Source organism: Dyella choica, assembly GCF_003977665.1.
Classification (GTDB): Bacteria; Pseudomonadota; Gammaproteobacteria; order Xanthomonadales; family Rhodanobacteraceae; genus Dyella_B; species Dyella_B choica.
The window spans coordinates 58,408-76,168 of sequence record NZ_RYYV01000009.1; the positions used below are offsets into that span (position 1 = coordinate 58,408).

Genomic DNA, 17,761 nt, shown 5'->3' on the forward strand with positions numbered 1-17,761 from the left:
GCATGCCCCATGACGGCGCCAGGAAACAGGCATAGACTTGCTCCATGGGGAACGGATGGGGAGATCAGCGCATGGATCTCGAGCCGAGGGGTGGTCCATCACCTGCCGCCGGAGGTCACTCCACGGACATCGGCAGGTTGCCGCTGCGCAGCCGCAAGTTGATCCAGGCCGCCTGCGAGCTGTGCGATCAGTGGGCAGAACGTACCCTGGGGGCCTGTCTGGAGCATCTGGACAAACGGCTCTACGAGCAGGCCGAGCAATCCCGCAGCCATCTTGAACAACAGCATTACTTCGAGAGTCGCAAGCAACTGGAACTGGGACGCACGGCGTTCGTTCGGTTGTTTAAGGCCGGATTGCGTGAGCGCTTCGAACATCTGGGAGAGGCGACGAACGAAGCCTCAAAAAAACCCGGCCAGCCCTCGCTGACGCTGCTCGATTGGAACGAGCATGAGTTGACCGCCGCATTCGACGCGCTCATAGCGCGTGGCGAGGGGCAAAACCTGCCGATTCTGTCCGAACTTTCCTATCGTCTGGCCGTGCTGATAGGCGCAGCGCCGCTGGAAGGCGGGCATTCGCCGCTCGGGCCACAGAACTTGGCGCGAATCCTGCGTGCCGCCAGCGAGCCGCTGAATCTGCCGCTCGAGCATCGCGTGCTGTTGTTGAAAGTATTCGAGAGCAGTATCAGCGGCAGCCTGATGTCGCTGTATGAAAGCGTTAACGCCATGTTACAGGCCAACGGTATCCTGCCGAACCTGCGCGCGTTCACGGCCACTCGCGTCGCTCACGGCGCCGTGTATGCCAGTGAGCGAGCGCGTACTGCCGCGCCGGCTACAGGCGCTGCCTCCACCGCCGCGCGCGGCGACGGTGAAGCGATCGCGGTGCTGGAAACCTTGCGCGATCTGCTTGCACGGCAACGCCTGGCGGCATCCGGCCAGATGCCTGCCGCGGCTGGTCGCCACGCTACGCCGGATGAACTGCAAATCGCGCTAGGTGCCCTTCAGCAGCACACGGCTGAGGTCACCGACCGCACCAGCCGTGAACTGCACAGTATGCAGCTGTTGCAGGATGAGCTGCTGCACCAACTCAATCTGGGTCTACCGTCGAACGCCACGCGAATGCAGCTCACGCCCGAACAAGGCGACACGGTCGAGCTGGTGTCGCAGCTGTTCGAACAGCTCGTGCAACAGCTGCACCAGGGTCCGGATGCACACGCTTTGCTCAGCAACCTGCAACTGCCCTTGCTGCGGCTGGCATTCGCGGATCGCGACTTTTTCAATCAACGCGAACACCCGGCACGCAAGCTGCTGGGCAAGCTTGCCGACACCATCGACAACTGGCTGGTCGGACCCAATGGCGAACTGGACCAGGCGTTGCTGGCCAGACTCCGCCAGCTCGTCGAACGCACACAGCAGGAGCCCGCTACTGCCGGGCTGTACAACAGCCTGCTGGTAGACATCGACCAACATCTCACCCAACTGCTACGCAAGGCGCAAGTCGCCGAGCGCCACCACGTGGAAGCCATGCAAGGCCGCGAGCGGATGGAGCAGGCGCGCCGGCGCGCGGACGAATTGATGGCCGAACGCTTTGCCGCCGCTCCTCCGCGCGGTCTGCTGCGCACCCTGCTTGAGCGTGCTTGGACGGATGTACTCGCGCTGACGCTGCTGCGTCACGAAGAACACAGCGAAGCGTTCCTGCACCAGTTGCGCATCACGGATCAACTGTTGGGCGAATTTCCGATCGACGATCCGCTGGAGCTGCGCAAGGAAGTAGAAACCAGCCTACAGCAGATCGGCATGCATGAGGACGAGGCCGAGCAGGTCGCGCAGCGCCTGATCGGTACGCCGGCACGTGACGCGGTGGCGGCGTCGCCCGTCACTGAGGATCTTGCCGCAGCATCGATAAAGGAACCGGCGGTCAACGGACCGGAGCCGGCTGTTCCGCCTCCGGTCGTGCCAACCACTGCCGAGGCCACATCAGCACCGCCGCGAGGCGCCGCCGATGGCTCCAGCGCTACGGGTCTCGCCATCAAGCTCAAGCAGCATCAGCGCCTGGGTGAGCATCATGGCCCGGAAACGCCGCCCGCTGCGCAGGTCAACGCAGCGGCTCCACTGGGCTTGCGCGAAGCGCGCATCCACAACCATTTGCGCCAACTGCCATTCGGCACCTGGTTCGAATTCACCGATCCGGCCACCGGCAAAGCCAGCCAACACAAGCTGGCCTGGTTCTCACCCGTATCCGGCAACAGCCTGTTCGTGAATCGCCGCGGCCAACGCAGTGAGGTGATGAACCTGCAGGAACTGGCACGCGCGATTGCAGAAGGCCGGGTGCGCCAATTACCGCCCCAGCAGGACGATTTGCTCGATCGCGCCTGGCATGCGCTCACCAACAACCTGCTGCGGCCCGCGCCGCCGCCGGAGGCCCGCCCATGAACGAGCACCGCCGAACGCCGCGCAAACGGCCCAAATATGCCGTCACGGTGACCGACGCGATCACCGGCCAGCCGCTCGGCCACCTGGGCAACCTCTCCAGCAACGGCATGCTGCTGATCAGCCAGCACGCGCCGCGCGCCGAAGCCATCTACCAGGTCAGCCTGCCCTTACCTGCGCACGACGGCGGCATGCCGATCATCGAGGTCGGCATCCAGGAGCAATGGCACGAGCCCGCCGCCACGCCTGGGCAGATATGGTCCGGCTATCGGATCATTGCCATTGGCAACAATGACGCAATGCACCTGGAGCGCTGGCTGCAGAACGGCTGAAGACGAAAGTTGGGGATTGCACCGAACCTGCCTACACTCAGAAGTCTCAAGTCCAACTCGCCGAACCCAAGCATGAGCCAAGCTCTAGCCCCCCTGTACGCCCAGCACATAGCCACCTTGCGTCAGCGCGCGGATACGGCGTTGGCGCTCGGCGGCTTCGACCATCTACTGATTGCCGCGAGTACGCCCCTCAGAAAATTTCTCGACGACCAGGATTACGCCTTTGTCGCCAACCCGCATTTCCGCCATTGGCTGCCGCTGACCGATGCGCCAGGCAGTTGGGTGGTGTACACGCCGGGCGACAAGCCGAAGCTGATTTTCGTGCAGCCGCACGATTACTGGCACGTAGTGCCCGCGGCGCCGAGCGGCTACTGGGTGGACCAGTTCGATATCACCACCGTGCGCACGAATGCCGAAGCGGTGGCACTGCTGCCTGGCCTTAAGCGCGCGGTAATCGCGCCGGAGTGCCCGAGCATCGAAGGCGTGGAAGCCAACAACCCACCGGCCGTGGTCAATTACTTGCACTGGCATCGCAGCTACAAGACGCCGTACGAGCTTGAGTTGATGCGTGAAGCCAATCGCATCGGCGCCCGCGCGCACCGCGCCGCAGAAAAGGCCTTCCGCGCGGGCGAGAGCGAATTCGGCATCCAGATGGCCTACCTCGCCGCGGCCAGCCAGACTGAAGCGGAATTACCCTATTCGAACATCGTGTGCCTAAACGAACACGGCGCCGTGCTCCACTACACCCACTTCGATCGCACGCCACCGCAGCAGCATCGCTCTTTCCTGATCGACGCCGGCGCCAGCAAGGCCGGCTATGCCAGCGATATCACGCGTACCTACACCGCCGCCGGTCACCAGGAATTCCAGGCACTGATCGACGGCGTGGAGCGCGCCCAGCAGGATTTCGCTGCCAAGGTGCAACCTGGCCAGAGCTATCCGGAACTGCACGTCCATGCCCACCATAGGCTGGCCGAGGTGCTGCGCGAGCACGGCCTGATCCGCATGAGCGCGGAGAGCGCCGTGCAGTCGGGTGTGAGCTCCGCGTTCTTCCCGCACGGTCTTGGCCATCCCATCGGCTTGCAGGTCCATGACGTAGCCGGCTTCCAACGGGACGAAAGCGGCGGCTTCATTTCACGTCCGGAAGGTCATCCCTACTTGCGCATGACACGCGTGCTGGAGCCGGGCATGGTGGTCACCATCGAGCCGGGACTATATTTCATCGACATGCTATTGGAAGAACTGCGCGCCAAGCCCGTCGCCAGCGACATCGACTGGAACAGGGTGGAGGCGTTCCGGCCGTATGGCGGCATTCGTATCGAAGACGATGTGGCGTGCACCGATGGAGTGCCGGAGAACCTGACGCGCAATGCTTTTACGGCACTGAACTGAGCGCCCGGCGCAGGCCCGGACAGCGTCGACGACGATAGCTAGTCCGCAGGATGAATCGCCGCACCCCGAGACATCTTGATCCTCGTCAATACCCCACCAGTCAGGTGAATCTATAAATCCTCCGCATTGAAGGCCTCGCGGAGGATAGGTCACCATGCCCAGCCATTCTGCTGGATTACACCTTGCCATGGCCAATGGATCTGGCCGCTCATTCGCACAGGTGCGGCGACGTGGCGCACGACATCGCGCCACCAACAGGGTTATGCTGCACGTCATGTCATAGTTAGTAGGAAGCCTGCTCTATGCACATGCAATCGGAGCGCATCCGATCCACTTCGTCGCACAATCCGCTGCGTCGGCTGAGCACCGAACTCATTCTCATCGTCCTGGCCAAGCTCGCGCTGTTAGCGCTGATCGGCTGGTACCTATCCGTGCACTATCCCCGAGCGGACACCCGTCCCGCTGCGGTCGAGCGGCTCCTCGCGCCAGCTCCGCCCACCCCATCGGAAGCCAAACCATGATGATCGATCCGGATGTCGTTACCCTCTCTCGCCTGCAATTCGCTCTTACGGCGCTCTATCACTTCCTGTTCGTACCCCTCACGCTGGGGCTGGTGTGGATCCTGGCGATCATGGAAAGCGTGTACGTGATGACCGGCCGCGACGTCTGGAAGCGCATGGTGCAATTCTGGGGCGTGCTGTTCGGCATCAATTTCGCCATGGGGGTCGCCACCGGCGTCACCATGGAATTTCAGTTCGGCATGAACTGGGCTTATTACTCGCACTACGTGGGCGATGTCTTCGGTACGCCGCTGGCCATCGAAGGCCTGATGGCATTCTTCCTGGAGGGCACGCTGGTAGGACTTTTTTTCATGGGCTGGAAACGCCTTTCGCGCCTGGCCCATTTGCTGGTGACCTGGTTTCTCGCCTTGGGCACCAACCTCTCGGCACTATGGATACTGATCGCCAACGCATGGATGCAAAATCCGGTAGGCGCACAATTCAATCCGCAGACGATGCGCATGGAGGTGACGTCATTCAGCGAAGTCTTGTTCAACCCGGTGGCGCAAGCGAAGTTCGTACACACCGTAAGCGCAGGCTATGTGATTGGCTCCATGTTCGTGCTGTCGATCAGCGCCTGGTACCTGCTACGGGGGCGCAATGTCGATTTCGCGCGTCGCTCGATGACGGTTGCAGCAAGCTTCGGACTTGCCGCTGCGTTGTCGGTAGTGGTACTCGGCGACGAATCGGGCTACGCCGTCTCCGAAAACCAGAAAATGAAGATGGCGGCGATCGAGGCGATGTGGGAAACCGAACCGCCGCCGGCTTCGTTCACCTTGTTCGGCATTCCCGACGTGCAAAACCGTACCACGCACTACGCTGTGCACATCCCCTGGGTGATGGGCCTGATCGGCACCCGTTCGGTGGACAAACCGATCTTCGGCATCAACAACCTGGTGGAAGACACCAGGGGCAAGATCGGCAACGGGATCCAGGCATACGCAGCCATGCTGACGCTGCGCAAGGATCCTAGTGATGCCGAGGCAAAATCGACCCTGGCGCAATTCGATCGCGACATGGGCTACGCCCTGCTGCTCAAGCGCTACGTGGCCGACCCGCGCCAGGCAACCTCCAGCGACATCAACAAAGCGGCCGAATCCACCATTCCCAACGTACCGGTGCTGTTCTGGTCGTTCCGTATCATGGTCGCCTGCGGCTTCTACTTCATTGCGTTGTTCGCGTACTCGTTCTGGCTGGCCAGCAAACGGCGGCTCGACAGTTCCCGCTGGTACCTCAGACTGGCGCTGTACAGCCTGCCGCTGCCATGGCTCTCGACGGAACTTGGCTGGATCGTGGCCGAATACGGCCGGCAGCCATGGGCAATCGAAGGCATCCTGCCCACGGCGCTGGGCGTGTCGTCGGTATCCGCCGGACAGGTATGGACTTCATTGGGCGGCTTCGTCTTGTTCTACACCCTGCTCGCAATCGTCGATGCAGTGCTGATGTTGAAGTACGCACGCAAGGGGCCGGACGAACTCGGCATATGGCCGGCAACGGCCGCACCGCTTGAAGGCCCGGCCGGCGCACATTGAGGAAAACGCCATGTTCGATATGACGACCTTGCGGGTGATCTGGTGGGTTTTGCTCGGTGCATTGCTGATCGGTTTTGCCGTCATGGACGGTTTCGATTTCGGCATCGCCGCCTTGCTACGCGTGCTGAGCCGCAACGAGCACGAGCGTCACGTTCTGCTTCAGACCATCGAACCGACCTGGGAAGGCAACCAGGTGTGGTTCATTCTCGGCGGCGGCGCCATTTTCGCCGCATGGCCGATCCTTTATGCCACGGCGTTCTCAGGATTGTATTTCGCGCTCGCGCTGGTGCTGCTCGCCTTCATTCTGCGGCCGGTGGGCTTCAATTTCCGCGGCAAGGTACCGGATGCGCGCTGGCGCGCAGTGTGGGATGGCGCGCTGATCTTTTCCGGCTTCGTAGTGATGCTGATCACCGGCGTCTCCTTCGGCAACCTGTTCCTTGGCCTGCCGTTCCGCTTCGACGACGATCTGTACATGAGCTGGCAGGGCGGTTTCTTCGACCTGCTGCATCCCTTCGCCATCCTCGCCGGCCTGGTGAGCATTGCCATGCTGCTCACTCATGGCGCTTGCTGGGCAGCGTATCGTGCCGATCACGCCATCGCAGAGCGTGCTGCGCGGATCGCCCGCTGGATGGCGCTGACCTATGCCATCACGTTCGTCGGCGCGGGCATCTGGCTGGGCTACGGTATCCCCGGCTTCACCGTTCTCGGCCCCATCGTGACCGACGGCGTATCCAATCCGCTGCTCAAGCATGTAGCCATCGGCAGCAGCTGGTTTACCAGCTACATGCTGCATCCCTGGTTCTGGACAGCGCCGATGGTCGGCATCCTGGGCGCGGTCGGCGTGCAGTGGACGGTAGGCAAGCTGAACCTGCTTGGCTTCCTTTGCAGCAGCCTGATGGTCTCGGGCACCATCCTTGCCGCCGGCTTCTCACTGTTTCCCTTTCTGCTGCCTTCCAAGCTCGATCCGGATTCCAGCCTTACCGTCTGGGATGCTTCATCCAGCCATGGCACGTTGATGCTGATGCTTGGCGCGACGGTGGTACTCCTTCCCATCATCATCCTTTACACCAGCTGGGTGTACCGCGTGATGCGCGGACGCGTGCTGCTGGAAGACGTAAAGCATTCGCATAACGGCTATTGAGGAGCGAACCATGTGGTATTTCACCTGGATACTGGGATTGGGGCTGGCCTGTGCCTTTGCCGTGTTGAATGCAATGTGGTACGAGGTGCATGCAACGGACGAGGCACATCGCAGGAAAGAGCCGACACCGCCACAAGCGACCCATCGTGACTCCCTCCCCTAGCGGGGAGGGAGCAGAACATCACACAAGGCCCCAAAATTTGCGCGCCTCCTCCGCAATCACGTCCGGCCGCTCTTCCGGATAGAACAGCTTCGCATTGGCCACTCGCCGTATCCCGAGCGAATTCCCCAGCATCTTGTCCAGATACTCCGCCCCAGCGATGGAAAAGATAGTGTCGTCCACGCCCCATACGATACGCGCAGGTACTTTGCAGCGGCGCAGCGCAGGACCGATATCGTGCAGCGGATTGTGTTCCAGCGCGATCGCATAGGCATGCACCAGCGCTTTGCGGCGAGGCGAACTGACCAGCGGCGCAAAGTAGCAATCGATCGCCTCGTCCGTCGGGTCGGCCGGATTGGCGAAGCACATGCCGCCGATGCCTTGCGGCGAACGCGCCAGTTGCTTGTCGGCCAGCCAGGGCGCCAGCCATTGATCGACGAACTTGCCTTCGTGCGACAACGCGATCACCGGCTGCATGGCCGGCGGGGGGCTTTCGTGCTCCGTATCGCAATTGGTCAGCAGCAGACTGCGAACGCGCTCGGGATGCCGCGTTACGAATAGCTGTGCAACGGCGCCGCCACTATCGCTTCCAACCAGGTCCACGCTGGCAATACCGAGTGAATCCAGCAATGTGATCAGCATGGCAACCTGCGCGTCAGGCGCGACGCTCTGCCCTTCGGCCACTTCGGTAAACCCAAGACCGAGAAAATCCGGAGCGATGCAGCGGCGGTGCGGCGAAAGACGATCCAGCGCACCGCGCCACTGGAAGCTGTTCAACGGAAACCCGTGCAGGAACAGCGCCACCTCTCCGGTACCACGATCCATGTAGGCAACTCGGCCGAACGACGTCTGCAGGAATCGTCGACTGGCGTGGAAGCGCTTTTCATCCGTGCCCTGGATGCCTGCCTGGGTACGCGGCGCATAACTGGCCAGCATGCCGGAAGCGATCAAACCGGCGGTGAGTTGCAAGAAGGCTCTGCGTTGCATGACGTTTTCCCGCTGTGATTGGACATCGGCATCATTCGCTCACCGCTGCAGCCGATCAATGACGCGTGAGGTCATGTCGATATGACCTAAGAGGTCATGGCTTTCCTGCAGGCCCCCGGTTTAGCATTCGGTCACTTCCTTACGTGCGCCGCAGCTTTGGACACCAAGACCCTCGGCACCAACGCTCCCCACATCGGCCAGCTACTGCGTGAATGGCGCGCCAGCCGGCGACTGAGCCAGCTCGATCTGGCGCTGGCGGCGGAGGTATCGGCACGCCACCTCAGCTGCGTGGAAACCGGCAAAGCGCAGCCCAGCCGTGAAATGGTGCTGCGTCTAGCCGACGCGCTGGACATGCCGCTGCGCGAATGCAATGCCTTACTGATGGCAGCAGGCTACGCGCCGAAGTTTCCGGAGACTTCGCTGAGCACACCAGCCATGGCCCAGGTGCGCCGCGCGATCGAATTGATGCTCGAGCAGCAGGAGCCTTATCCGGCCTTTTTGCTCAACCGCCATTGGGACATCCTGATGGCGAACCGTGCCGCCGCGCGCGTGGCAAGCTTTGTGCTACGCGGTGCCAGCAGCCCGCATGCGAACATGATTCGGCAGATCTTTGATCCCAACGATCTGCGCTCGGCCATCGTCAATTGGGAAGACGTGGCGGGGGATTTGATCCGGCATCTGCATGACGTGGTTTCCGCCACGCCTTCCGATGAGGTCGCACGAGACTTGCTGGACGAAGCGCTTGCCTATCCCGGGGTGCCGATGCAATGGCGCATCCGGGATCTGGGCACGGCACCTTCACCGCTGCTGACCACCATCTTTCGCGTGGATGATCGGCAGCTGAGCTTCTTCTCGGCCATCACAACGTTCGGCACGCCACGCGACGTGACCCTTGACGAATTGCATATCGAAGCGTGTTTTCCGATGGACGAACAAACGGCTGAGTTTTGCCGTGAGTTGTCGCAGCACGACGCATAAGCCCCGCAACCGCCATGCCGGCGAGAAAAAGCCGCGAAGGCTGGAATGACAATCCCAGCTTTTTGGTTGCCGGACGAAACGCTGGGATTGTCATCCCAGCCTTCGCGACTCATACGCAGCTATGGAAACTGCTGGTATTTCAGCCAACGCGCCTGCCCGATTGCCGGGTCAGTGACGCTAGGCCCATTCGTCTGCACCTGCCCCGCCAGGCGCTGCACGAAGCCGACTTCTGCATCGGCACGCACGATCAGGTCGTACCAACCGTAGCTGTCGCCCAGGAACCAATGCTTCTCGGCATGCTCGCCGGGCTTGAGCATATAGGTCGCCGATTCGCCGTTATAGAGATTTTCGACCGTCACATTGCAGAAGTCGTGGCCTTTGTTGACCATGGCCAGAATCAAACCGCCTCGTTCGTGGTGATAACGGCTCCCGACCTGCAAGGTGGACTTGCGCGATGCACTGTCGCCCTTGAAGCTGCGCATGAAGCCATTCGGGCCGTACACGTGCCATTCGTAGGCTCCCTGTACCTGCCAGGTGGCGGAAAGCGATTTCCCCGCCTCCACCGTGTAATACCGAGGGCTATGGGCGGCATTGGCGGAGCGGACATGGAAACATGCTCCCGCGTGCCCATCATTCTGGAAATCCATGTGCAGCTGCCCATCCTCACAGCAGCCGTTTGCGTTGAGATCGTAAGGCGACGCGCGCAAGGGTTTCACACCCTGTTCCTGAGCCGGCAGCACCTGCTCGGCAGGCGGCATAGGCGAATAATCGGGGTGACGCAAGGCATCCGGCGGCACGTAGGTACTCGTGCCCGGCAGCGATGCTTGCGCGCCGCTTGGCTTGGAGAAATCAAAGGCTGAAGTCAGGTCACCGCAAACGGCGCGGCGCCATGGCGTGATGTTGGATTCGGGTACCCCGAAGCGCTGTTCGATGAAACGGATGATTGAGGTGTGGTCGAACACCTCCGAACACACCCAGCCGCCCTTGCTCCAGGGCGACACTACGATCATCGGCACCCGCGGCCCCAGCCCATATGGCCCGGCCGGGTAATAGAGGTTACCGGGAAAGAGTTCATTGGCGACCGATACGGTGGATTGCCCTTGGGCTTCGGAAGGTGGCACGCAGGGTGGCACCATGTGATCGAAGAAGCCATCGTTTTCATCGTAGGTGATCAACAGCGCCGTCCTGCTGAAGACGGCTGGATTGCTGGTCAGTGCATCCAGGACTTGCGAGACGTACCACGCGCCATAGTTGGCCGGCCAGTTGGGATGTTCAGTGTACGCCTCCGGCGCAGCGATCCACGACACCTGGGGCAGCTTGTTGGCGAGCACGTCGCTGCGCAGCTGGTCGAACAGCGAGCCGCCGGCGGAAATATTCGTGCCGGTCCTGGCGTTTTGGTAAAGCGGGCTGCCCGGCTGCGCCTGGCGATACTGGTTGAAATACAACAGCGAATTGTCGCCGTAGTTGCCGATGTAGGCATCGTCGGTCCATCCCCATGAGCCGGCGGCGTCCAGACCGGTACCCGCGTCCTGGTAGATCTTCCAGCTGACGCCCGCGTTCTCAAGCGCTTCCGGATACGTGGACCAGGCGTAACCCGCTTCCGCGTTGTCGACCACCGGGCCGCCACCAGCGCCATCATTGCCCACCCAGCCCGTCCACATGTAGTAGCGATTCGGATCGGTCGGCCCCATCACCGAGCAGTGATAGGCATCGCAAATGGTGAACGCGTCGGCGAGTGCATAGTGGTAAGGAATGTCCTCACGCGTCAGGTACGCCATGGTAGTGGTGCCCTTGCTAGGCACCCACTGATCGTATTGGCCAGCGTTCCACGCCGAGTGCGTGCTGGTCCAGTCGTGGGCGAGATCTTCGAGGAATTGCAGCCCCAGGTCCGGTGCGGTCGGATGAAACGGCAGCACGTAACCTGTACCGTCAGGCTGATACCACACGGAGTTGCCGGAGGTGAGATTCACCGGCCGCGGATCGCCGAACCCGCGCACCCCTTTCAGCGATCCGAAGTAATGGTCGAAGGAACGGTTTTCCTGCATCAGGACGACGATGTGCTCGACATCTTCGATCGTGCCGGTCCGCCGGTTGGCAGGAATTTCCAGGGCACGCGTGATGCTGGCGGGAAGCATCGAGGCCAACGTGGTGCTGCCCAGCAACTGCAGGAATCGGCGACGGCTCATCGAGGTCATGCTGAGTTCCTTTTTTTCGCGCTTGTGATGACGCTGCGCGATGCTGCGGTGTCAACGTTGCAGGCGTGCGACATTGACTGGACGGGTTTGAGAAGTTGGCATGCGATCACAGCATGCGCGAAATCATTGAAGACGGATTTTTCACGGATGCGAACAAGCAAGCGACGACACGGAGATTCCATTTATCGTCCGGCCAGCAATGCCTCAAGCTCTTCCGGCAGCTTTGGCACATCCGCTGTCAGCACCTCGTTGCCGTCGCGTGTCACCGCCACATCATCCTCGATGCGAATGCCAATGCCGCGCCATGCTTCCGGCACGGTCAAATCGTCCGGCGCAATGTAGATACCCGGCTCCACCGTAAGCACCATGCCGGGCTCCAGCATGCGCGGCTCACCGTCGACGCGGTAATCGCCTACGTCATGCACGTCCAGCCCCAGCCAGTGACTGGTCTTGGCGGGGAAAAATCGCTTGTAGCTGCCTTGCACGACGGCTTCGGCAGGGTCGCCCTTGATCAAGCCCAGTGCGCACAAGCCTTCGGTGATCACGTGTACCGCCACCTCGTGCGCCGTGCTGAACGAACGCCCTGGCTGTACCTCGTCGATCGCAGCCTGCTGGGCGGTGAGCACGATTTCGTAGAGCGCGCGCTGCTCACGACTGAAGCGGCCGCTGAGCGGGAAACTGCGGCTGATATCGGAGGCATAGCACTCCAGTTCCGCACCCGCATCGATCAATAACAGATCGCCCTTGTTCAGCACCGCGCGGTTGGCCTGGTAGTGCATGATGCATGCATTCACACCACCGGCAACAATAGGCGGAAAGGCCGCCACTGCGCCGCGGCTGCGCATGACGCGCAACAGTTCGGCTTCGACTTCGTATTCGTGCCGGCCGGCGCGCGCCATCTCCATGGCCGCCACGTGCGCCTCCGCCGCGATGGCGGCAGAAGCGCGCATCAGCTTCAGCTCCGCGCGCGACTTGTACAAACGCAGATCATGCAATAGATGGCCAAGCGCGACGAATTCCTTGGGTACCACGCCGCCGCCGCGTAGCTGGCGCAGGCGGCGCATCCAGCCCAGCAATTGCGCATCGAATTGCGGCTCGCGTCCAAAATGGCAGTAGACGCGCGCGCGCCCTTCGATCATGCCGGGCAGGATGTCGTCGATGTCGTCGATGGGAAACGCGTCGTCCATGCCGTAATCGGCCACCGCGCGCTCAGTGCCGACGAACGAGCCATGCCAGCGCTCGCGTTCCCCATCGCGCTCGCGGCAAAACAGCACCACTTCACCGTGCTGCCGGCCCGGCAGCAGCGCGAGCACGGCGTCGGGCTCGGGAAAGCCGGAAAGGTAATGGAAGTCCGAGTCCTGTCGGTACGGCCATGCCGCATCGGCATTTCGCATGCGTTCGGGAGCGGTGGCGACCAGCACCACCGCGTCCTCCCCGGCCATTTTCATCAGCTGGCGACGGCGCCGGGTGAATTCCTCAGAAGCTATGTTCAATGCAAGCTGCCAGGCGAAGACGGGTTGGGGATATGGCATTCGGTGAACAGCAGCATGGCGCCCATGCGCACGAATTCGTGCACCTCGATCAGGGCGTCCTCATCTTCCTCTTCGCTGCCAAAATCGAGCGACGAAGAAGCGATGGCGCCGATATCGCGCAAAATCTCCCGGCCCTCGTCAGACAGACGCCCATGCACGCCCGGACCGCCCAGGCCAAAGCCGCTCAGGAAACCGCGGCACCAATCCACCAGGGCGTCGGCGCGTTCGGGCAAGGGGCGGTCATCCGCCGGAAGCAGGGGTTCGAAGCCAAGTTCGGGGTCGGCCAGTTCCTGCTCGCTTTGCCGGGCCACTTGATCCAGTACGTCCTGGTCGTGTTCGGACACGCTGTCGCTGCCGGGTTCGAGATGCAGGGCACTCAGCACCGCGCGCTTGCCCGGCCTGCCATGGGCAGCCAGCAAGCCGCATAGGGAGCCATGTAACTCACTGGCGGGGATGGACAATCGCAGGTGCGCAACGACTTCGTCCAGTTCGTCGTGACCGATGGATTCGGGGGCGGTCATCGCGGTCTCCATTAACGTTCAAGGTGCAAGTTTAATGCACCGTAGTCCCTAAGCGATCCGGCCCACAGATTTCCCACGGCGTCCTGATATAGTTCGCCGCATGAAGACACCCGACGCCGCCCAGCACGAGCTTGCCGCCTTGAGCCAACAGCTTGACCGGCTGCTCGACCACGTCCATCGGCTGAGCGAAGAAAACCGCAGTCTGCGTCACAGCCAGGAGCAACTGGCGAACGAGCGTGCGAATCTGCTGGCCCGCAACGAACAGGCGCGCAGTCGGGTTGAGGCAATGATTCAACGACTCAAGGCACTCGAGAACAATGGCTGACGTCATCAGCATGTCTACCAACGAACCCGTTTCGCTACGCCTGATCGATCGCGAATTCCTGATTGCCTGTCCACCGGAAGAACGCGACGGCCTGCTGGAAGCCGCCAGTTTTCTGGATCGCAAGATGCGCGAGCTGCGTGCACATGCCAAAACGCCGGGTTTCGACCGCCTGGCGGTGCTGGCGGCGATCAGCATCACGCATGAATATCTGCAATTGCAGAAGCGTGCCAACGACACCAACGTGAACGTTGCTGAATCCGACATCGCTGACGGACTCGCTAATTTGCGCCGCAAGCTTGAAGCCGCACTGGATGCGCAACTAAAATAGTCCTCGGCGTTTTCTGCGGTGTGCGCCAGCACACTCTTACATATTGCCTTGTTCCTATATACGACCCGGGACGGTTACTTAAGGTTGTTGCGCACGTCCGCCGCGAGCGGAAAGCCTTTAGGCCTTAATTTCCCTCCCACCTGATCCCGCTTGGATCAAGGTCGTTTGGTGAGCAGCGGCACCGCGGTTTACGCCACCCCATTCCAACCCGGACGCCGTCCAGGCGACCTCCGGGCAACGGGGCGCCGGATGCGCCCCACCCTGAGGAGACGCGCGACGTGGATACCGCCGCACGACGTCGTGAACTACGCCAGCGCCTGGCCGAACGCCGCCGCGCCCTCCCCCCTCCCGAGCGCATCGCCGCCGCCCAAGGCCTGCGGCGCAGCCTGGAACACCTGCCTGAGTACCATACTGACAAGCGCGTTGCCGGCTACTGGGCTTGTGACGGTGAGCTGCCGCTCAACCTGGTGATTCCGCCCCTGGCTACGCGCGGCCAGCAGTTCCTGCTCCCTCTCATCGGCCAGGACAACCTGCTGCGCTTCGCACCCTGGTCGGCCGGCGACCCGGTCCAGCCCAACCGCTTCGGCATCCCGGAGCCGGTGACGCCGCACGAGTGGTTCGCGCCGTTCCAGCTCGACCTGGTATTCGTCCCTCTGCTCGCGTTTGACCGCCAAGGCAACCGCCTGGGCTATGGCGGCGGCTATTACGATCGTAGCTTCGCCTTCCTGAAGGATCAGTTGCGCCCTACCGAGCCCCTGCTGGTAGGGATTGCCTACGATTTCCAGGAGCTCCCCGAGATCGCCCCCGAGCGCTGGGACGTATCGCTGGACTTCATCGCCACCGACCGCGAACTTATCGACTGCCGCGCAGACACATCAGGAGGCCACGGCGCATGAAGTACTGGCTGATGAAATCCGAACCGGACACTTTTTCCATCGACGACCTCAAGCGCAAGAAGCGCGAAGCTTGGGACGGCGTACGCAACTATCAGGCGCGCAATTTCATGCGCGACGACATGCGCGCGGGTGACAGCGTGTTCTTCTATCACTCCAATTGCGCGGAACCGGGCATTGCCGGTATCGCCGAAGTGGCCAGCGACGCGTACCCAGACCCGTCCCAGTTCGATCCCAAGAGCAAGTACTTCGATCCGGCCAGCTCGCGCGACAACCCGCGCTGGATGCTGGTGGACGTGAAGTTCGTCAACAAGCTCAAGCGCGTGATCACGCTGGATGAACTGAAGAACCACCCTCAACTCGAAGGCATGACGCTGCTGCGCAAGGGCAACCGCTTGTCGGTGATGCCGGTGGATGCGGTGGAGTGGAAGTACATTCTTACGCTGGAATGATCCGGCGAGCACCTAAGCTGCGACGACAATCGTAGGCTGGGTTGCAAAACCCAGCGTTGCCATGCATGCAAGCAATGCGATGCCGGGATTGTCATCCCAGCCTACGTCCCCGGGCGCCTACCTGCCGATCACCTTGACCAGCCCCTTGACCGCTCCGGCCATAGTCTTGTTGCCACCGGTAACGCCAAGCGTACCCGCTGCGTCGCTCCAATTGAGGTGCATCGTCGTCGTGCCTTTGCACTGCTCATAGTCATACGAGGTTCCATCGTCATCATAGAGCGCAAAATCACCATCCTTGCCGGAATAGACGCGAATCTCGGTGATCGACTGCTTCGCTGCGGTCGACTGAATCTCCGCACCCAGCGGCACGATCGAGCCGGCGCGCACGAACACCGGGATCTGGTCGATCGGCACGGACACCTTCACCCAGCCCCTCCGCCGGCGAGCTTTTCGTAAGTCCAGAAGTTGTACCAGTCACTGCCGGCGGGCAGGTAGACGTCTTTCTCCGTCTGGCCCTGCTCGGTCACCGGCGCCACCAGGAAGGCGGGACCGAACAGGTACTGCGTACCCAGGTTGGCGACCTTCGGATCATTGGGAAAATCCATCCACAACGGCCGCATGAAGAGCGCGCCAGTGTCGTAGGTGCTTTTGGCCTGGCTGTAGATATAGGGAATCAGCCGATAGCGCAGGCGGTCGTAGCGGGCCTTGGACTGGATCAAGCCGAAAGCCGCCTTGGGCGGAATCGGCGTCTTGCCAGTCAGGCGGGCGTAGGCCGAATAGATCGCGACCGGATTGTCACCAGTGCTGACAATCGATCACACGTCCGCGCAGATCCAGCGCACCAGGGAGTCCTGGTTACGGCCCAAGCCGTAGTAGTGTTCATCGGCAGGTGCCATGAAGCTGGCGCCGACCTGATAGGTGGCTTCACCCGCCACCTCATGCGGCGACATCTCCCACCCGGTCATGTCGACCAGGGTTTCGCCTTTGGCATTTTTGACCTGCAGGCTGACCGACGCCAGCGGCGGAATAAAACAGTGCTCGATCGCCCCCTATGCGGCCCGCGCAGGCACGGGATCGACATGCAGCGTCAAGGCAGAGGAGACAAAGCTGTCGCCGCCCCGGTCAGCCGTGTGGTGAAAAACCGAAGCGCTGGCATGATCGGCAAGAATCCCATAGCCCGGCGCCTTCAGCGCCTCGGCCTTGTCGGCGGCTATAGCCCAGACCTTGCGATAACGCCGAGGCTGCTTTCCCTGCAAAAACGCAGCGCAAGATGCGAAAAATCGCAAAATAAACGATTATTTCCGCCTTTCGCCATCCAGGACCATGCCATGAGCAATGATGAGAAGCGCCTCGCCGGCGAAGCCGCCATCCAGTACGTCGAAGACGGCGCCATCGTGGGCGTGGGCACCGGCTCCACCGTCGCCTACTTCATCGATGCGCTGGCCCGCATCAAGGATCGCATCCAGGGTGCGGTCTCCAGTTCCGAACAATCCACCGCCCAACTGAAAAAGCACGGCATCCCCGTGTTCGATCTCAACGCCACCGGCCCGCTTGCGCTGTACGTGGACGGCGCCGACGAATGCGATCCGCACAAGCGCCTGATCAAGGGTGGCGGCGCGGCGCTCACGCGCGAGAAGATCATCGCCGAGGCCGCGCAGAAATTCGTCTGCATCATCGATTCCGGCAAGCGCGTGAACCTGCTCGGCAAATTCCCGCTGCCGATCGAAGTGATTCCGATGGCCCGCAGCCTGGTTGGCCGCGAGATCGTCAAGCGCGGCGGCAACCCCGTGTGGCGCGATGGCGTGGTGACCGACAACGGCAACTGGGTGATCGACGTCCACGGCTGGCAGATCGCCGACCCGGTGGCCTTGGAGACCGAACTGAACCAGATTCCCGGCATCGTCACCGTGGGCCTGTTCGCGCGCCGTCCGGCCGATGTGGTACTGGTTGGCGACAAGCTGATGGGATGATCGTAAGGATGGGCGGTGAAGAAGGACGACGTCGCAC

20 protein-coding genes and 1 other RNA gene are annotated in these 17,761 nt (G+C 61.9%); 14 read left to right on the forward strand and 7 right to left on the reverse strand.

Going from position 1 to position 17,761, the window contains the following annotated elements; all coding sequences use genetic code 11:
• Window positions 1-71 precede the first annotated feature (71 nt).
• The 7 genes from EKH80_RS13180 to cydX all read left to right on the forward strand — a co-directional run bounded on the left by EKH80_RS13180 (window position 72) and on the right by cydX (window position 7,546).
• Window positions 72-2,429, forward strand: coding sequence for a DUF1631 family protein (locus tag EKH80_RS13180; RefSeq protein ID WP_126685236.1), 2,358 nt, complete (start codon window positions 72-74; stop codon window positions 2,427-2,429).
• Entirely contained in the window at window positions 2,426-2,758 is a 333-nt protein-coding gene (locus tag EKH80_RS13185) for a PilZ domain-containing protein (protein WP_126685237.1), read from the forward strand. Before EKH80_RS13180 ends, EKH80_RS13185 begins: the two co-directional genes overlap by 4 nt.
• 72 nt (window positions 2,759-2,830) lie before the next feature.
• Window positions 2,831-4,150 (forward strand): Xaa-Pro dipeptidase, encoded by a 1,320-nt coding sequence (gene pepQ, locus EKH80_RS13190; protein WP_126685238.1) that lies wholly within the window; start codon window positions 2,831-2,833, stop codon window positions 4,148-4,150.
• A 302-nt stretch (window positions 4,151-4,452) separates the two neighbouring features.
• Complete coding sequence (locus EKH80_RS13195) at window positions 4,453-4,671, forward strand: hypothetical protein (protein ID WP_126685239.1); 219 nt, start codon at window positions 4,453-4,455, stop codon at window positions 4,669-4,671.
• On the forward strand, window positions 4,671-6,242 hold the full coding sequence (locus tag EKH80_RS13200; protein WP_230473688.1) for a cytochrome ubiquinol oxidase subunit I: 1,572 nt from the start codon (window positions 4,671-4,673) through the stop codon (window positions 6,240-6,242). The genes EKH80_RS13195 and EKH80_RS13200 overlap by 1 nt, the downstream gene beginning before the upstream one ends.
• Window positions 6,243-6,252: 10 nt before the next feature.
• Window positions 6,253-7,383, forward strand: a complete 1,131-nt coding sequence (cydB, locus tag EKH80_RS13205; RefSeq protein ID WP_126685241.1) for a cytochrome d ubiquinol oxidase subunit II — start codon at window positions 6,253-6,255, stop codon at window positions 7,381-7,383.
• A 10-nt stretch (window positions 7,384-7,393) separates the two neighbouring features.
• Window positions 7,394-7,546 carry a cytochrome bd-I oxidase subunit CydX gene (cydX, locus tag EKH80_RS13210; RefSeq protein ID WP_126685242.1) on the forward strand — a complete coding sequence of 51 codons (153 nt, stop codon included), beginning with the start codon at window positions 7,394-7,396 and terminating at the stop codon, window positions 7,544-7,546.
• An 18-nt stretch (window positions 7,547-7,564) separates the two neighbouring features.
• Here the strand turns inward: cydX and EKH80_RS13215 are convergent, their stop codons facing one another.
• Window positions 7,565-8,530 carry an alpha/beta fold hydrolase gene (locus tag EKH80_RS13215; RefSeq protein WP_126685243.1) on the reverse strand — a complete coding sequence of 322 codons (966 nt, stop codon included), beginning with the start codon at window positions 8,528-8,530 and terminating at the stop codon, window positions 7,565-7,567.
• Between the two features lie 156 nt (window positions 8,531-8,686).
• Here EKH80_RS13215 and EKH80_RS13220 point away from each other — a divergent pair, with 156 nt between their 5' ends.
• Window positions 8,687-9,508, forward strand: coding sequence for a helix-turn-helix domain-containing protein (locus EKH80_RS13220; RefSeq protein ID WP_230473669.1), 822 nt, complete (start codon window positions 8,687-8,689; stop codon window positions 9,506-9,508).
• A gap of 119 nt (window positions 9,509-9,627) precedes the next feature.
• Here EKH80_RS13220 and EKH80_RS13225 read toward each other — a convergent pair whose 3' ends face one another.
• From EKH80_RS13225 to EKH80_RS13235, 3 genes are all read right to left on the reverse strand, one after another.
• Window positions 9,628-11,703 (reverse strand): phosphocholine-specific phospholipase C, encoded by a 2,076-nt coding sequence (locus EKH80_RS13225; protein WP_126685245.1) that lies wholly within the window; start codon window positions 11,701-11,703, stop codon window positions 9,628-9,630.
• 182 nt (window positions 11,704-11,885) lie between these two features.
• Window positions 11,886-13,235: an aminopeptidase P N-terminal domain-containing protein gene (locus tag EKH80_RS13230; RefSeq protein ID WP_126685246.1), complete on the reverse strand. Its 1,350-nt coding sequence runs from the start codon at window positions 13,233-13,235 to the stop codon at window positions 11,886-11,888.
• Complete coding sequence (locus tag EKH80_RS13235) at window positions 13,193-13,756, reverse strand: UPF0149 family protein (protein ID WP_126685247.1); 564 nt, start codon at window positions 13,754-13,756, stop codon at window positions 13,193-13,195. The genes EKH80_RS13230 and EKH80_RS13235 overlap by 43 nt, the downstream gene beginning before the upstream one ends.
• A gap of 100 nt (window positions 13,757-13,856) precedes the next feature.
• Here EKH80_RS13235 and EKH80_RS13240 point away from each other — a divergent pair, with 100 nt between their 5' ends.
• The 5 genes from EKH80_RS13240 to EKH80_RS13260 all read left to right on the forward strand — a co-directional run bounded on the left by EKH80_RS13240 (window position 13,857) and on the right by EKH80_RS13260 (window position 15,754).
• Window positions 13,857-14,081, forward strand: a complete 225-nt coding sequence (locus tag EKH80_RS13240; protein WP_126685248.1) for a TIGR02449 family protein — start codon at window positions 13,857-13,859, stop codon at window positions 14,079-14,081.
• Between the two features lie 10 nt (window positions 14,082-14,091).
• Window positions 14,092-14,409, forward strand: coding sequence for a cell division protein ZapA (locus EKH80_RS13245; RefSeq protein WP_126685249.1), 318 nt, complete (start codon window positions 14,092-14,094; stop codon window positions 14,407-14,409).
• 7 nt (window positions 14,410-14,416) lie between these two features.
• Window positions 14,417-14,603, forward strand: a non-coding RNA gene (gene ssrS / locus EKH80_RS13250) — 6S RNA.
• A gap of 84 nt (window positions 14,604-14,687) precedes the next feature.
• Window positions 14,688-15,305 carry a 5-formyltetrahydrofolate cyclo-ligase gene (locus EKH80_RS13255; protein WP_126685250.1) on the forward strand — a complete coding sequence of 206 codons (618 nt, stop codon included), beginning with the start codon at window positions 14,688-14,690 and terminating at the stop codon, window positions 15,303-15,305.
• Window positions 15,302-15,754, forward strand: coding sequence for an EVE domain-containing protein (locus EKH80_RS13260; protein ID WP_126685251.1), 453 nt, complete (start codon window positions 15,302-15,304; stop codon window positions 15,752-15,754). The genes EKH80_RS13255 and EKH80_RS13260 overlap by 4 nt, the downstream gene beginning before the upstream one ends.
• A 117-nt stretch (window positions 15,755-15,871) precedes the next feature.
• Here the strand turns inward: EKH80_RS13260 and EKH80_RS24165 are convergent, their stop codons facing one another.
• The 3 genes from EKH80_RS24165 to EKH80_RS24175 form a co-directional block, all read right to left on the reverse strand.
• Complete coding sequence (locus EKH80_RS24165) at window positions 15,872-16,180, reverse strand: DUF5110 domain-containing protein (RefSeq protein WP_230473670.1); 309 nt, start codon at window positions 16,178-16,180, stop codon at window positions 15,872-15,874.
• Window positions 16,177-16,473, reverse strand: a complete 297-nt coding sequence (locus tag EKH80_RS24170; RefSeq protein ID WP_230473671.1) for an alpha-amylase family protein — start codon at window positions 16,471-16,473, stop codon at window positions 16,177-16,179. The genes EKH80_RS24165 and EKH80_RS24170 overlap by 4 nt, the downstream gene beginning before the upstream one ends.
• 96 nt (window positions 16,474-16,569) lie before the next feature.
• On the reverse strand, window positions 16,570-16,719 hold the full coding sequence (locus tag EKH80_RS24175; RefSeq protein ID WP_230473672.1) for a hypothetical protein: 150 nt from the start codon (window positions 16,717-16,719) through the stop codon (window positions 16,570-16,572).
• A 363-nt stretch (window positions 16,720-17,082) separates the two neighbouring features.
• Here EKH80_RS24175 and rpiA point away from each other — a divergent pair, with 363 nt between their 5' ends.
• A complete protein-coding gene (gene rpiA / locus EKH80_RS13270) occupies window positions 17,083-17,724 on the forward strand; it encodes a ribose-5-phosphate isomerase RpiA (protein ID WP_126685252.1) in 642 nt (213 codons plus the stop codon).
• Window positions 17,725-17,761 lie beyond the last annotated feature (37 nt).

What these genes read in the sequence shown, in the direction of transcription:
- EKH80_RS13180 (WP_126685236.1), top strand. Translation starts at nt 72, where the DNA reads ATGGATCTCGAGCCGAGGGGTGGTCCATCACCTGCCGCCGGAGGTCAC.
- EKH80_RS13185 (WP_126685237.1), top strand. Translation starts at nt 2,426, where the DNA reads ATGAACGAGCACCGCCGAACGCCGCGCAAACGGCCCAAATATGCCGTC.
- pepQ (WP_126685238.1), top strand. Translation starts at nt 2,831, where the DNA reads ATGAGCCAAGCTCTAGCCCCCCTGTACGCCCAGCACATAGCCACCTTG.
- EKH80_RS13195 (WP_126685239.1), top strand. Translation starts at nt 4,453, where the DNA reads ATGCACATGCAATCGGAGCGCATCCGATCCACTTCGTCGCACAATCCG.
- EKH80_RS13200 (WP_230473688.1), top strand. Translation starts at nt 4,671, where the DNA reads ATGATCGATCCGGATGTCGTTACCCTCTCTCGCCTGCAATTCGCTCTT.
- cydB (WP_126685241.1), top strand. Translation starts at nt 6,253, where the DNA reads ATGTTCGATATGACGACCTTGCGGGTGATCTGGTGGGTTTTGCTCGGT.
- cydX (WP_126685242.1), top strand. Translation starts at nt 7,394, where the DNA reads ATGTGGTATTTCACCTGGATACTGGGATTGGGGCTGGCCTGTGCCTTT.
- EKH80_RS13215 (WP_126685243.1), bottom strand. Translation starts at nt 8,530, where the DNA reads ATGCAACGCAGAGCCTTCTTGCAACTCACCGCCGGTTTGATCGCTTCC.
- EKH80_RS13225 (WP_126685245.1), bottom strand. Translation starts at nt 11,703, where the DNA reads ATGACCTCGATGAGCCGTCGCCGATTCCTGCAGTTGCTGGGCAGCACC.
- EKH80_RS13230 (WP_126685246.1), bottom strand. Translation starts at nt 13,235, where the DNA reads ATGCCATATCCCCAACCCGTCTTCGCCTGGCAGCTTGCATTGAACATA.
- EKH80_RS13235 (WP_126685247.1), bottom strand. Translation starts at nt 13,756, where the DNA reads ATGACCGCCCCCGAATCCATCGGTCACGACGAACTGGACGAAGTCGTT.
- EKH80_RS13240 (WP_126685248.1), top strand. Translation starts at nt 13,857, where the DNA reads ATGAAGACACCCGACGCCGCCCAGCACGAGCTTGCCGCCTTGAGCCAA.
- EKH80_RS13245 (WP_126685249.1), top strand. Translation starts at nt 14,092, where the DNA reads ATGTCTACCAACGAACCCGTTTCGCTACGCCTGATCGATCGCGAATTC.
- EKH80_RS13260 (WP_126685251.1), top strand. Translation starts at nt 15,302, where the DNA reads ATGAAGTACTGGCTGATGAAATCCGAACCGGACACTTTTTCCATCGAC.
- EKH80_RS24175 (WP_230473672.1), bottom strand. Translation starts at nt 16,719, where the DNA reads ATGACCGGGTGGGAGATGTCGCCGCATGAGGTGGCGGGTGAAGCCACC.
- rpiA (WP_126685252.1), top strand. Translation starts at nt 17,083, where the DNA reads ATGAGCAATGATGAGAAGCGCCTCGCCGGCGAAGCCGCCATCCAGTAC.